This is a genomic window from uncultured Caulobacter sp. (genome assembly GCF_937900395.1).
Taxonomy (GTDB): domain Bacteria; phylum Pseudomonadota; class Alphaproteobacteria; order Caulobacterales; family Caulobacteraceae; genus Caulobacter.
Genome location: NZ_CALCDX010000149.1, coordinates 1 through 13058 on the forward strand (window position 1 = coordinate 1; position 13058 = coordinate 13058).

The 13058-nt window shown below is 68.9% G+C and carries 13 protein-coding genes; 6 read left to right on the forward strand and 7 right to left on the reverse strand.

The features are described 5' to 3' along the window. The coding region (locus tag Q0379_RS12030) for a DUF1467 family protein (protein ID WP_299008827.1) at positions 1-418 on the reverse strand (418 nt) is incomplete at its 3' end. A 12-nt stretch (positions 419-430) separates the two neighbouring features. Then, entirely contained in the window at positions 431-1471 is a 1041-nt protein-coding gene (locus tag Q0379_RS12035) for a DUF3088 family protein (RefSeq protein WP_299008830.1), read from the reverse strand. Positions 1472-1807: 336 nt separating this feature from the next. Between Q0379_RS12035 and Q0379_RS12040 the strand changes: the two genes are divergently transcribed. Continuing rightward, complete coding sequence (locus tag Q0379_RS12040; protein WP_299008832.1) at positions 1808-1951, forward strand: hypothetical protein; 144 nt, start codon at positions 1808-1810, stop codon at positions 1949-1951. A gap of 1 nt (position 1952) precedes the next feature. Here Q0379_RS12040 and dut read toward each other — a convergent pair whose 3' ends face one another. Then, complete coding sequence (gene dut / locus Q0379_RS12045; RefSeq protein WP_299008834.1) at positions 1953-2423, reverse strand: dUTP diphosphatase; 471 nt, start codon at positions 2421-2423, stop codon at positions 1953-1955. Between the two features lie 152 nt (positions 2424-2575). Between dut and Q0379_RS12050 the strand changes: the two genes are divergently transcribed. Continuing rightward, entirely contained in the window at positions 2576-4639 is a 2064-nt protein-coding gene (locus Q0379_RS12050; protein WP_299008837.1) for a glycoside hydrolase family 65 protein, read from the forward strand. On the opposite strand, the gene Q0379_RS12055 is transcribed toward Q0379_RS12050, so the two are convergent. Further along, positions 4636-5556: a LysR family transcriptional regulator gene (locus Q0379_RS12055; RefSeq protein ID WP_299008840.1), complete on the reverse strand. Its 921-nt coding sequence runs from the start codon at positions 5554-5556 to the stop codon at positions 4636-4638. The genes Q0379_RS12050 and Q0379_RS12055 overlap by 4 nt on opposite strands. Positions 5557-5663: 107 nt before the next feature. On the opposite strand from Q0379_RS12055, the gene Q0379_RS12060 reads away from it, so the two are divergent. Further along, complete coding sequence (locus Q0379_RS12060; protein ID WP_299008844.1) at positions 5664-6386, forward strand: SDR family oxidoreductase; 723 nt, start codon at positions 5664-5666, stop codon at positions 6384-6386. 17 nt (positions 6387-6403) lie between these two features. Here the strand turns inward: Q0379_RS12060 and coaBC are convergent, their stop codons facing one another. Next, a complete protein-coding gene (gene coaBC / locus Q0379_RS12065; protein ID WP_299008847.1) occupies positions 6404-7600 on the reverse strand; it encodes a bifunctional phosphopantothenoylcysteine decarboxylase/phosphopantothenate--cysteine ligase CoaBC in 1197 nt (398 codons plus the stop codon). 155 nt (positions 7601-7755) lie between these two features. On the opposite strand from coaBC, the gene Q0379_RS12070 reads away from it, so the two are divergent. Next, positions 7756-8316, forward strand: a complete 561-nt coding sequence (locus Q0379_RS12070) for a hypothetical protein (protein WP_299008850.1) — start codon at positions 7756-7758, stop codon at positions 8314-8316. A gap of 134 nt (positions 8317-8450) precedes the next feature. On the opposite strand, the gene ubiB is transcribed toward Q0379_RS12070, so the two are convergent. Beyond that, positions 8451-9959 carry a 2-polyprenylphenol 6-hydroxylase gene (ubiB, locus tag Q0379_RS12075; RefSeq protein ID WP_299008861.1) on the reverse strand — a complete coding sequence of 503 codons (1509 nt, stop codon included), beginning with the start codon at positions 9957-9959 and terminating at the stop codon, positions 8451-8453. 171 nt (positions 9960-10130) lie between these two features. Beyond that, entirely contained in the window at positions 10131-10889 is a 759-nt protein-coding gene (locus tag Q0379_RS12080) for a class I SAM-dependent methyltransferase (protein WP_066685616.1), read from the reverse strand. 83 nt (positions 10890-10972) lie between these two features. Between Q0379_RS12080 and mutM the strand changes: the two genes are divergently transcribed. Both mutM and Q0379_RS12090 read left to right on the forward strand, forming a co-directional pair. Then, positions 10973-11836, forward strand: coding sequence for a bifunctional DNA-formamidopyrimidine glycosylase/DNA-(apurinic or apyrimidinic site) lyase (gene mutM, locus Q0379_RS12085; RefSeq protein ID WP_299008857.1), 864 nt, complete (start codon positions 10973-10975; stop codon positions 11834-11836). A gap of 66 nt (positions 11837-11902) precedes the next feature. Further along, positions 11903-12283: a hypothetical protein gene (locus Q0379_RS12090; protein ID WP_299008859.1), complete on the forward strand. Its 381-nt coding sequence runs from the start codon at positions 11903-11905 to the stop codon at positions 12281-12283. The last annotated feature ends 775 nt before the right edge of the window (positions 12284-13058 follow it).

Genomic DNA, 13058 nt, shown 5'->3' on the forward strand with positions numbered 1-13058 from the left:
ACCCGCGGCGACGCCGAGCGAGACGAGCCTGACCCCGGACAAGCCGTGGCTGGTGTACGTCTCCGACCCTTCGTCCGGTGACACCAAGCTGGTGGACAACATCGAGAAGGTGATTCTCGACGATGACCGCATCCAGCTCGGCTCGAAGGCGTTCCACATGGTGAAGATGACGGCGGAGTCGGCCGCGGCCGACGCGCTGCTCGCCTTCCAGGCGCAGACTGGCGCCGTTGGCGGCATTCAGCTCCAGCGGCGTCTCGCCGGCGTTGAAGAAGCGCAGGAAGGCCGAATCTTCGCTGGGGCCGGTGGGATACAGCGGAATCTCCGCCGCCAGGGCCTGGCCCAGCGGCAGCACAGCGAACAGCACCGTCCACCACACCACCAGATAGACGCCGATCATGGTCACGGGGCCGAGGGGCATGGGGCGATCCTTTCAGGGATGCGGGCGGCCGACGCCGTAGCGGGCCGCCAGATAGGGAGCGATGGCGTGGTCCTGGAGGAAGCGACGGCCGGTGGTTTCGCTGACCTGGGCCTCGGGCCAGTCCAGTTCGCCGTCCAGGATCAGGATCGGGCAGCTCTGATGCGCCTCGCCGACCTCGGCGACGACGGTCGCCTGCTCGCGAGCATTGGCCGCGCGCTCGGCCTCGCCGGCTTGCCGGTTGCGCTCGGCCTCCGCGCGCTGCTCGGCCGCGAGTCCTTCTAGGCGCACCTTCTCGATGGCCGCTTCCTTGAAGGTCAGGACGGCGGCGGCCATGCCGCCGATCTCGTCCTTGCGACCCACGGCGGGCACGTCGACCGTGTTGTCGCCACCCGCCAGGCGGCGCATGACCGCCGTCATGGCTGTGACGGGCGTCGCGATCGCGTTCGACAGCAGCCAGCCCATCAGAGCGGCCGTCCCGACGGCCAGGGCGCCCGCGACGGCCAGGGTGACGAGGGCGGTCCTAAAGGCCTTGGCCTGCTCGGCGCTGCGAGCGGCCAGTTGCTGGGTCTCGACCTTTGACATCGCTTCCAGCACCTTGCGGACGTTGGTCAGGCGGCCCGTCTTGGCGATTTCAAGCCGCGTGTTCTCGAGGGTGGCCGGGTTTGACGCGTCGGCGATCTGCTTGGAGATCTCGGCCTCGAACACCGCGACCGCTGCGGCCAGCTTCTCGACGCGGGCCTTCTCATCGGCGCTCTCGACGCCGACGACGAGGCGGCCGTAGGCCTTCTTGTACTCGCCTTCGTACTTCGCGCGCTTCTTCAGGAACGAGGGGTCCAGGCTGGCGACGTAGCCACGCACCGCGTTCTGCTCTTCCACAAGCGCGGCCGTCGTATCCGTGATCGCGGCGACATAGGCGTAGCTGCGAGTGTTTAGGGTGGTGATCCGCTGGATCGAGGTCAGGCCGACCGCGACGACCGCTCCGGCGGCGACGACGCCGAGAACAAGAATCGCGAACGCAAACAGCAGCTTGTGCGCGACTTTCAAATTAGACATGCGTCCGGTCCCCGACCTCGTAATCGGACGCCATCACCACCTGTCAGGGTTAATAAACCCACACTGGGTTTCAGAAATCCGCCGTCAAGTTCGAGTCTTCGCGAGGCGGATCGCCGTAGAGTCTCAGTAAATCATGGGATTAGAACTGTTGGGTGGCATTTCGACGCAGGACCGAGCATGTAGAAATGGTCCTTTTTTAATACAATCAGCATAAGGATTATATTTATAGTCTAGGCGCGCTGTCCGAAAGTGGTCGCAACGTCGCGGTCATGGCCGGACATACCTTCGGCGCAACCGTCTACGGCGGAGTCCGTTAAGCGTCAGGGGAGGTTTCCCATGACGACACGACCCTCGAAGCGCCAGTCTCCGCTGAACATGCTACGCCCCACCCTTTGGCTGGCCGCGGCGGCCTTCGCGACCGGGTTCGGGGGGTATCTGGCGGTGGCGTTCAAGGCCGCCCAGGCGAGCGGGCGGCTATGACCTATTTCGATCCCGTCGAGCCGAAGCCGCCGGCGCCCCGATCGGTCGCGTCCAGATCCTCGACCTCGACCAGCGGCCATTGCGGCGCGGCGGCGATGACGCCCTGGGCGATGCGATCGCCGCGACGGATCGTGAAGTCTTCCTCGCCCAGATTGATCAGCAGCACGCAGACCTGGCCGCGATAGTCGCTGTCGACCGTGCCCGGCGCGTTGACCACCGTGACGCCGTTCTTGAACGCCAGGCCCGAACGCGGCCGCACCTGCATCTCCCAGCCGTCCGGCACCGCCACCGAAAAGCCGGTCGGCGCCATGCAGCGCGCGCCCGGTTTCAGGACGATGGGCTCGTCCTCCGGCACCGCCGCGCGCAGGTCGAAGCCCGCGGCTCCCGCCGTGGCGTAGGTCGGGACCGGCAGGTCGGGATTGCCTTCCCAACGCTTGAAGCGGATGGCGAGACCGGCGGGGATGGCGGACATGAGAGGTTCCTGTGCTCGGGACAGGACGGCTGTAGCCGATTTGCGGGGGGCGGGGCCAGGGGGGCGGCCGCGTTGTCGCCCGCCAGGCGGTGAAACCGCGGCGGGGCGCTTCGGGTTTTGAAGGGATGCCCTCGGCCAGGCGCGGAGTCTCCATGAGCAAGCCGATCAATCCTCCCGCCGCCCAGGGCGCCAGAGATCGCGAACTGCCGGCCTATGTCTCCAACGGCCTTGTGGGTCTGCGCGTCCGGGAGATTCCGCTGGGGGCGGGCATGTGCTTGGTCAGCGGCTTCAGCGGCGAGCACGACGAGCGCCAGATCGAGGCGGCCGCCGTCGCGCCCTATCCGTTGGCCGGCGACCTGGCGATCGACGGCGTCTGGCTCTCCGACGCGCCGCACCAGGTTTCCGACCTGGAGCAGGCCTACGATTTCTCGACCGCCGAACTCACCTCTCGCTTTGTCTTCGAGGTCCAGGGCAAGCGCGCGCAGGTCGAGGTCGTCACCTTCTGTAGTCGCCCGGAGCCGACGTTGGCGTGCCAGGAGATCGCGGTCACGGTCGACAAGGCTTGCGCCCTGGGGCTCCGCGCCATGATCGATGGCGCGGGGGTCGATGGCCGGGCCTTGCGGCACAGGCGCGAGACGCCCGGCGAAAAAGAGCCCGCCACGGATGGCTCGGTCCTGTGGGCCTCGGCCGGGGAGCTCTCGACCTGCGGCCTGGCTTTGACGAGCGAGGTGCTGGGCGTCGGCGAGGCGGCGCCGTCCCGTCCGCCGTTGCGCGATGATCGGCTGGTTTCAGAGCACGCGGTCCAGGCCCGGGGCGGACGCGCCGTGCGGCTGCGCCAGATCGTCAGCATTGTGCCCGACGCCCTTCACGACCTGCCCGATCAGCAGGCCGAGCGCCTGGCCGCCAAGGCCCGGTTCGACGGCTTCGACTCCCTCCGCAAGCAGAACCGCGCGGAATGGGACGCGCTCTGGAAGAGCCGAATCCGGCTTGAGGGCGCGGAGGCGCGCTGGCAGTCGCTGGCCGACGCCGGCTTCTTCTATCTGATGAGCTCGGTCCACGCCTCGTCGCCCGCCTCGACGTCGATCTTCGGCTTGGCCACCTGGCGCGACTATCACTACTACTTCGGCCACGTGATGTGGGACATCGAGGCCTTCGTCGTCCCCGCCCTCTGCCTGCTGCAGCCCCACGCGGCGCGGGCCATGCTGGAATATCGGTTCGCCCATCTCGACAGCGCGCGGCGCAACGCCCAGCTGATGGGCCGGCGGGGCCTGCAGTTTCCGTGGGAGAGCGCCCCGCGCAGCGGGCAGGAGGCCGCCCCTTTGCCCGGCACGGCGGCCTGGCACGAGGATCACGTGTCGCTGGACGTGGCGCGGGCTTTCGTCTTCTACGCCGACGCCACCGGCGACCGGGAGTTCCTTCGCACGCGGACCTGGCCCGTGGTCTCGGGCGTCTGCGAATGGATCGCCAGCCGGGTCTGCAAGGTGCGCGGCGGCTACGCCATCAAGGCGTCGATGGGCATCGCCGAGCGCGCGCAGCCGGTGGACAACGCCGCCTTCTCGAACATGGGCGCCGTGGTGGTGCTGCGCGAGGGCGCGCGGATCGCCCGGACGCTGGGCTTCGAGCCGGATCCGACGTGGCTGGAGATCGCCGATGGCCTGCAAATCCCCACGCGCGGCCAGGCCGTCGTCTCCCACGACGACTACAGGACCAACGAGGAGAAGGGCGCCACGCCCGATCCGCTGATGGGCGTCTTTCCGTTCGGCTATCCTCTGTCTCCAGAAGCGGAGGACGCGACAATCTCGCTCTATCTGGGCCTGGCCGACGACTATATCGGCAGTCCGATGCTGTCGGCGCTTTACGGCGCCTGGGCGGCGCGCCTGGGCGATCGCGAAGGGGCGTTGCGGCTGCTGGACGAGGGCTACGGCCAGTTCGTCGTGGGCCGCTTCCTGCAGACCCTGGAATACCGCGCCGACCGCTTTCCCGAGCAACCGCGGGCGGGGCCGTTCTTCGCCAATATCGGCGGCTTCCTGATTTCCCTGCTGTACGGCTTCAGCGGCATGCTGCCTTCCGCGTCCGAACCGGCGTCCTGGAGCGAACGCCCGGCGATCCTGCCCAAGGGCTGGACCGGAATCGAGGTCGATCGGCTCTGGGTCCGCGGCAGGCCGACGCGTTTGACGGTCCGGCACGGCGAGCCGGCGCGGCTCGATCCAGCCTAGCCCTGCCCACCGGCGCTCGCCGCGCGTCGGCGGGCCGCCTTCACGTGGTCGACCAAGGCCCGCAGCTTGGGCGCCAGGTTCCGGCGGGTTGGAAAATAGAGGAAGAAGCCGGGAAACGATGGCGCGAAGCTTTCCAGCACTGGAACGAGATCGCCCCGGTCGATCCAGGGCTGGAACGTCTCGAGCATGCCGAAGGTCAGGCCGCCGCCCGCGCGAGCGGCGCGGATCATGAACATCATGTCGTTGGTGGTGATCTCGGGATCAACCGCCACGTCGAACTCGCGACCCTCCTCGGCGAACTCCCAGCGGTAGGGCGCCAGGTCCGGCGCCGGCCGCCAGCCGATGCAGCGGTGAAGCGTCAGGTCGCGGGGATGGGTGGGCGCGCCATGACGCTCGAAATAGGCGGGCGCGCCGACCACGACCTGTCTTTGGGGCCCAGAGACCGGCACGGCCACCATGTCCTGCGCGATGACCTCGCCCAGGCGCACGCCTGCGTCGTAGCCGCGCGCGATGATGTCGAACGCCTCGTCGGTGACGTGCACGTCCAGGCGGACATCGGGATAGGCCTCGCGAAAGCCGGCCAGCAGAGGACCGGACAGGAAACTCTCGGCGATGGAGGAGACGGCCAGGCGGAGCAGGCCGGCGGGCCGCGCGTCGCGATCGGCGACGCCCGTGACGGCGGCGTTGATCTCGACCAGGGCGGGAGCCACGCTGGCCAGCAGCCGCTCGCCTGCCTCGGTGGGATGCACGCTTCGCGTCGTGCGATGCAGGACGGCGAGACCAAGGTCCCGCTCCAGCTTGCGGATGGTCTGGCTGACGGCCGAGCGGGTCACGCCCAGGCGCTCGGCGGCCAGCCGGAAGCTTCGGGCCTCGGCGACGGCGGCGAAGGTGGCGATGGCGTTGAGATCGACGGTCATTGGTAAGTTCTACTTACCAAGTCATGGCGTTTCTCGCCAATAGTCGCGCCAATGGGCGGGGATTAACTCCTTGGGCCGGCCATCAAGGGCCGTTTCAGGAGGCGAAAATGGATAAGGTTGTTCTGGTCACCGGGGCGTCGAGCGGTATTGGCGAAGGCATCGCGCGGGAGCTGGCGGCCGCCGGCGCCAAGGTCATGCTGGGCGCGCGGCGCACCGACCGCCTCGACGTCCTGGCCGACGAACTCACCGCCGCCGGCGGCGACGTCCGGGCGCGCGCGCTTGACGTCACCGACCGCGCCAGCGTCGAGGCCTTCGCCGAGGCCGCTCGCCAGGCCTGGGGGCGGGTCGATGTCATCGTCAACAACGCCGGCGTCATGCCTCTGTCCCCGATGGCCTCGCTGAAGGTCGACGAATGGGAGCGGATGATCGACGTCAACATCAAGGGCGTGCTCTACGGCGTCGCTTCGGTCCTGCCGGAAATGACCGCGCGAGGCTCGGGCCACATCATCAACATCGCCTCGATCGGCGCCCTGTCGGTCGTGCCGACCGCCGCCGTCTACTGCGCGACCAAGTACGCGGTGCGCGCCATCTCGGACGGCCTTCGGCAGGAGAACGCGGCCTTGCGGGTGACGTGCGTGATGCCAGGCGTGGTCGAAAGCGAACTGGCCTCGACGATCACCGATCCGGTCGCCGCCGAGGCGATGGAGCGCTATCGGGCCATCGCCCTCAAGCCCGACGCGATCGCCCGCGCCGTCCGCTATGCGATCGAGCAGCCGGACGATGTCGACGTCAACGAGATCGTCGTGCGCCCCACGGCCACGATGGGCTGAGGTCTCGCGGCCCCGCGCTAGGCCAGCGCCTGGGCGATGCGGGCCGCGATCTGGGCCGCGACCACGTCCTTGGCGGCGCGGTCCCAGCGCTCGGTCTTGTCCTTGGTGACCAGCAGCACGGCGTTCTCGCCGCCGCCCATCACGCCGGGCTGGGTGACGTCGTTGGCGATGATCCAGTCGCAGCCCTTGCGGGCCAGCTTGGCGCGGGCGTGCTCCTCGACGTGGTCGGTCTCGGCGGCGAAGCCGATGACCAGCTTGGGCCGTTGAGGACCCGAGGCCGACAGGGTCGCCAGGATGTCCGGGTTCTCGACGAAGGTCAGGGCCGGCGGTCCGCCCTTCTCCTTCTTCAGCTTGGTTCCGAAGGCCTCGTCGACCCGCCAGTCGGCGACGGCGGCGACGAAGACGCCGACATCGGCGGGCAGGGCGGCCTGGCTGGCGGCCAGCATCTGGCGGGCGGTCTCGACGTCGACCCGCTTGACCCCTGGCGGGGTGGGCAGGAAGACCGGACCGGCCACCAGGGTGACATCCGCCCCCAGCTGCGCCAGGGCCTCGGCGATCGCGAAGCCCTGCTTGCCGCTGGAGCGGTTGGTGATGCCCCGCACCGGGTCGATCGGCTCGAAGGTTGGTCCGGCCGTGACGATGGCGCGCTTGCCGACCAGCGGCTTGGCGGCGGGACCTTCCAGCATGGCGACGACAGCCGCGAAGATCTCCTCCGGCTCGGCCAGGCGGCCGGGGCCGAACTCGCCGCAAGCCATGGCGCCCTCGGCCGGATCGACGAACGACACGCCGTCGGCCTTCAAGGTCGCGACATTGCGCTGGGTCGCCGGGTGCAGCCACATGCGCACGTTCATGGCCGGCGCCATCAGCACGGGCTTGTCCGTCGCCAGCAGGGTGGTCGAGGCCAGGTCCCCGGCCAGGCCGTTCGCGGCCTTGGCGATCAGGTCGGCCGTGGCCGGCGCGACGACGACGAGATCGGCCGAGCGCGACAGCTCGATGTGGCCCATCTCGTGCTCGTCGGTCAGGGAGAACAGGTCCTGATAGACCTTGTCCTCGGCCAGGGCCGCCAGGGACAACGGGGTGACGAACTGCTCGCCCGCCTTGGTCAGGATCGGCCGCACGGCGATCCCCGCCTTGCGCAGCAGCCGCACCAGCAGCAGCGACTTATAGGCCGCGACCCCGCCGCCGACGATCAGAAGAACCCGCTTGTCGCTCACGCCCAGCTCCCGCTCTCGCGTTCGTCTCGTCCCCTGCACATGCCCATCCGCGCGCCAAAGCGCCAGTGACAATCCTAAGGTGAAGATTGGGACTCGACTCCTGTTCCGCTTTCGTTCATCAAACGTAAAGGTAGAGCAATGGGGCGGATGCGATCATGAAGATTGTAAGACAGGTTTCCGTTGGGATCTTCGCTTGGCTGGGGGTTCTGGCCCTGGCCGCCTGCGACAGCGGCGCTTCGGCGGTCAAGGCGCCGAAGGGCGGTGATCGCGCCAGCGTGGCGTCGGAGAGCGCTCCCCCGCCAGGATCGACAGAAACCGCCAGCCGCGGCGATCCCCGCGACGCGCCGGTCAAGCTGGTCGCCGGCAAGCCCTATTGGGCGGCCAACCGCACCCGCACCGCCGAGGAAAACGCCCAGCGCTCGTTCGAGCGAAACGGCGAGACGTTCGGCGCCAAGACCGCCGACGACTATGTCGCCAAGGTCCACGCCTTCATCAGCGATCCGCCCAAGGGCGCCCAAATCCTGAAGCGCGCTAATGGCGACCTCTTGATCTACGATCCCAAGGACAATGTGTTCGCGGTGGTCTCGCGCGAGGGCGCGCCGCGCACGATGTTCAAGCCGGACGAGGGCGCGGCCTACTGGACCGAGCAGAAGACCCGCGAGGCCCGCCGCGCCACCGCCGCCAAGAAGCGCGAGCGCGACGAGGCGGAGGGGTAAGAAGGATCTTTCCTGCCATCCTGGGTCTTGTCCCCCGGACCAGGGCGGGTCTGGGGCAGGGACGATGGGTTGAGCGAGGGCGGTCGTGCGCCTTCGCTTGGCTCTCCGCGCACAACGCCGTCGGGCGGCGTCGATTAGCGCGACAGCAGCAGGCCTGTCACGAAAGCCGCTCCAGCCGTCGCGGCGCCGACCAGGAACCATAGAAGCGGCCAGACGTGCGTCCGCTCGATGTGGACCTCGGTGGTCGCCGGCGGCCTCTCGGCCAGGCGGGCGATGGCGCGGAGGGCGCGCAGGGCTTCTTCGGCGAAGTCGCGGATCTTGGCCGTGGGCGACAGTTCGCGGCCGATCCAGCGGCGGACCACCGGGTCGGCGGCGGCCCAGAGGTCGTGGGTCGGGTCGATGCGGCGGGCCACGCCCTCGACCGTGACCATGGTCTTCTGCAGGAGCACCAGTTCCGGGCGCAGGGCCATGTCGAACAGGGCGGTGATCTCGAAGAGTTGCGCCAAGAGACGGCCCATCGACACGTCGCGGGCGTTGCGGCCGAACACCGGCTCGCCGACGGCGCGCAGGGCCTGGGCGAAGGCGTCCTTGTCCTGGTGGGCCGGCACATAGCCGGCGTCGAAATGCACCTGGGCGATGCGGGGATAGTCGCGGTTCAGGAAGCCGTACAGGATCTCGGCCAGGTAGCGGCGCTCGCCCGGGCCTAGGCGGCCGACGATGCCGTAGTCGACGGCGGTGATGCTGGACGGGGCGGCGACGAACAGGTTGCCCTCGTGCAGGTCGGCGTGGAACAGGCCGTGGTCCAGGGCCTGGGCCAGGAAGCCGCGGGTGACGTTCTCGGCCAGGGCCTTGCGGTCCAGGCCCGGCAGAGCGAGGGCGGCGGGGTCGGACAGCGGCGTTCCCTCGGCCCAGGTCAGGGTCAGGACGCGCTTGCCCACGCCCTCCCAGCACACCGTCGGGGCGCGCATATAGGGATCCTTGGCCATGGCCTCGCCCAGTTCGGCGCAGCCGGCGGCCTCGAACCGCAGGTCCATTTCGAGTTCGAGAGCGCGGATCACGACCTCGACGAATTCGGTCGGCCGCAGACGGCGGGAGGCGGGGGCGAGGGTCTCGGCCAGGCGCGCGGCCAGGCGCAGCACGCCGGTGTCGCGGGCGACCTGGCGCTCGACGCCGGGCCGCAGCACCTTCACGGCGACCTTGCGGCCGTCGACCAGGGTGGCCGGATGGGCCTGGGCCAGGGAGGCGGCGGCGACGGGCTCGCCGATCTCGGCGAAGATTTCGTCCAGCGGCTTGCCGAGGTTGCGGGCGATCTCGGCCTTGGCGACCGCCAGCGGGAAGGCCGGCAGCCGGTCCTTCAGGTGCGACAGATCTTCGGCGAAGGCGGTTCCGAAGATGTCGGCGCGGGTCGACAGGAACTGGCCCAGCTTGATCGCCGCCGGGCCTTGGCTTTCCAGCACCCGCGCCAGGCGCTCGCCCGGCCGACCGCGCTTGGCCGCGCCGCCCGCGAACAGGCGCAGCAGACGCCCGGCCAGCTTGGCGCTGGGCGGCAGCAGCGGCTCGGCCTCGCGCGGGATCAGGGCGTCGGCCCGCACCAGGGCCCAGCCCGCGCCCGTCAGGCGGAAAAACGCGGAGAGGGAGGTCAAGTCCAAGACCCTGTATCTTCAGCCCGACCTTCCCGGCGAATGCCGGGATCCAGATTCAGCCCGGGCAGAGGCATACCGTGGCGCCGCTCGGCCTTACGATCTGGGCCCCGGCATTGGCTTCGCCGCACTGACGTGTCGCCGGGGAAATCGGTGGTGAGAAGAGCCATGAACCTAAAGCGCCCAGCCCTGGTGCAGGGCCGCGACGCCGCCGGTGAAGTTGGTGTAGCTGACCCGCTTGAAGCCGGCGTTCTCGATCATGCCGGCGAAGGTCTTCTGGTCGGGGAAGCGGCGAATGCTCTCGACCAGGTACTGATAGGCGTCGCGATCCTTGGCGACCCACTCGCCGACCTGCGGGATGACCTTGAAGCTGTAGGCGTCATAGGCCTTCGCCAGCGCTTCCGTCACCGGACGCGAGAATTCCAGGCACAGGAAGCGGCCGCCTGGTTTGAGCACCCGGCGCGCCTCGCGCAGGGCCGCGTCGATGTCGGTCACGTTGCGGATGCCGAAGCTGATCACATAGGCGTTGGCATAGTTGTCCGGCAGCGGCAGGCGCTGGGCGTCGCCGACGGTCCAGGTGATCTCCGGCTCGCCGCCGCGCTCGATGCCGGCGGCGATCATCTCGGCGTTGTAGTCGATGATGTTGATGGTCGCGTCCGGACCGCCGCGCCGCGCCTGGGCTTGCCGCGCCATCTTGGCGAAGCGGCGGGCCATGTCGCCGGTGCCGCCGGCGCAGTCGATGATCACCTCGCCCGGCTGCGGGTTCAGGCGCGCGGCGACGGCGTCCTTCCACAGGCGATGCACGCCGCCGCTCATCAGGTCGTTCATGATGTCGTAGTTCTTGGCCACGCGGTCGAACACGCCGCGCACCAGGCCAGCCTTCTGCGAGGCGTCGACGTCCTTGAAACCGAAGCTGGCGGAGGTGTTGCTCATGACGTCCCGGGGGCGAACTCTCTATAGGATGGTCCGCTATTAGCTCGCGCATCGCGCCGCGTCATCGTCTTAAGGGTTTGCCGATGCCCGAACTGCCAGAAGTCGAGACCGTTCGCCGGGGCCTGGAGCCCGTTCTGTCCGGCGCGCGTCTCGCCCGCGTGCGCGCCAACCGCCCCGACCTGCGCTTTCCCCTGCCCGACGGCTTCGTCCAGCGGCTGACAGGGGCGACGATCCTGCGCCTGGACCGCCGCGCCAAATATATCCTGGCCCCGCTGGACCGGGGCGACACCCTGGTGATGCACTTAGGCATGACCGGGCGCTTCGAAATCGCCGCCCCCGAAGGGACCGTCCGCCCGGGCGACTTCGCCCGCGTCGTCACGCCGGAGGACAAGCACGCCCACGTGGTCTTCGATACCGAAGAGGGCGCGACCGTCACCTATTACGACCCGCGCCGCTTCGGCTTCATGGACCTGATCCCCACCGAGGGGATCGATCGCCATCCCTGGTTCGCGACCATGGGCCCCGAGCCGCTGAGCGACGCCTTCGACGCCAGGACGCTGGAAAAGGCCTTCGCCAACCGCAAGCAGGGCCCCAAGACCCTGCTGCTGGACCAGCGCACCGTCGTGGGACTGGGCAACATCTACGTCTGCGAAGCCCTGCACCGCGCCCACATCTCGCCGTTCAAGCCGGCGGGCGGGATCGCCAAGAAACGCCTCGGACCGCTGACCACGGCGATCAAGGACGTGTTGGCCGAGGCCGTCGAGGTCGGCGGCTCGACCCTGAAGGACTTCGCCGCCGCCGACGGCGCCCTGGGCTACTTCCAGCACCGCTTCCGCGTCTACGACCGCGAGGGCGAGCCGTGCCCGACCCCGGGCTGCAAGGGCGTGATCGCGCGCGAGGTCCAGGCGGGACGATCGACGTTCTTCTGCCCGGTGTGCCAGGTTTGACGGGCGGGCGGCCGTTTGACATTCAAGATTACGATCGTAATCTAGGCTTCCTTATGGGGGTCGGTGATGACGGCGCAAGCGCTCTGGAATGTCTTCGAACACGCGGCGGCGCCTCAGAAGGTGGTCCTGATTCTGCTCTGCGCAGCGCTTCCCGGTGTCCTGATCGCCGCCGTGCTCGGGGCCGGAAGCCCGAGGAACATGTGGCGGCGCATCGTGGCCGAACTGCGGATCTCCGGCCCCGCCCTGGGCGTGTTCGTGGGCGGCCTCAACAGCTTCCACATGGGGCGCACCATCCAGAAGCTGGCGTTCGATCCGACCCTGAAGCAGGTGGCGCCGGGCATTCTTGAGGTGTCCGCGTTGGTTAGCCTCGGCGCGCTGGTCGGGCTTGTGGCGGTCGTCGCGCACGGGGCGATGTCGGTCGGGGAGCGTCGAGAGCGGGCCTATTGACTGTCCGAGATGGGTGGTTTGCAGGCGTTCGGAACCCTCTCTCTTAGAGAGCGGGAGGGGCCCGCCGCGGAGCGGTGGGAGGGTGAGTGGTTAGGGCGTTAGCCCGGACCCTCCGAGCCGTTCCGCGGCTTCTCTTCACTGCCTTGTCTGGAGAGTTCTTACCCACTCACCCTCCCACGCCTGCGGCGTGGGCCCCTCCCTCTCTCCATGAGAGAGGGGGTCCGTTTGGGAGTCCGCCAAGGGTCGAAACCGGGCCTCGCGAGGTCGGGGCGAACCTTACATCTTTTGGAGGCTGCAGCGTGCAGGGCTGACCGGGTTGGTCAAGGACAGCTTCGCCGCCGCGGCGCGGCCGCCCGGAGGGCGGTCCCCCGGGACCGGCTTCGCCGGCCCGAGGGCAAGCCAAGAGCAACCCGGTCAGCCCTGCGATCGTCTCGCCGTGAGATGTAAGGATGACTCCCGTCGCGGAGGACGGGGCGGCGACTCCTCTCCTCCCCCTTTGGGGGAGGTGGCCCAGAGGGCCGGAGGGGGCAGCTCGGCTGGCTTCCAGCTACCCCCTCCGTCGCTCCGCGACACCTCCCCCGGAGGGGGAGGAGAGGTGAAAGTACGAGCGTTCGCGGCGCTGAACGCTCGGCATAGGCGAAACCGAACCTAGCGAAATCAACGGTTTCCCGCTTTTACACGCCGCTGGATCATCCGCGTTGAAACCGCCTCCATACTCAAAGCTGTCCCCGTCGCGGGGGAGGGCGCTTGGATCCGGCCCAACGGTCTGCTCGCA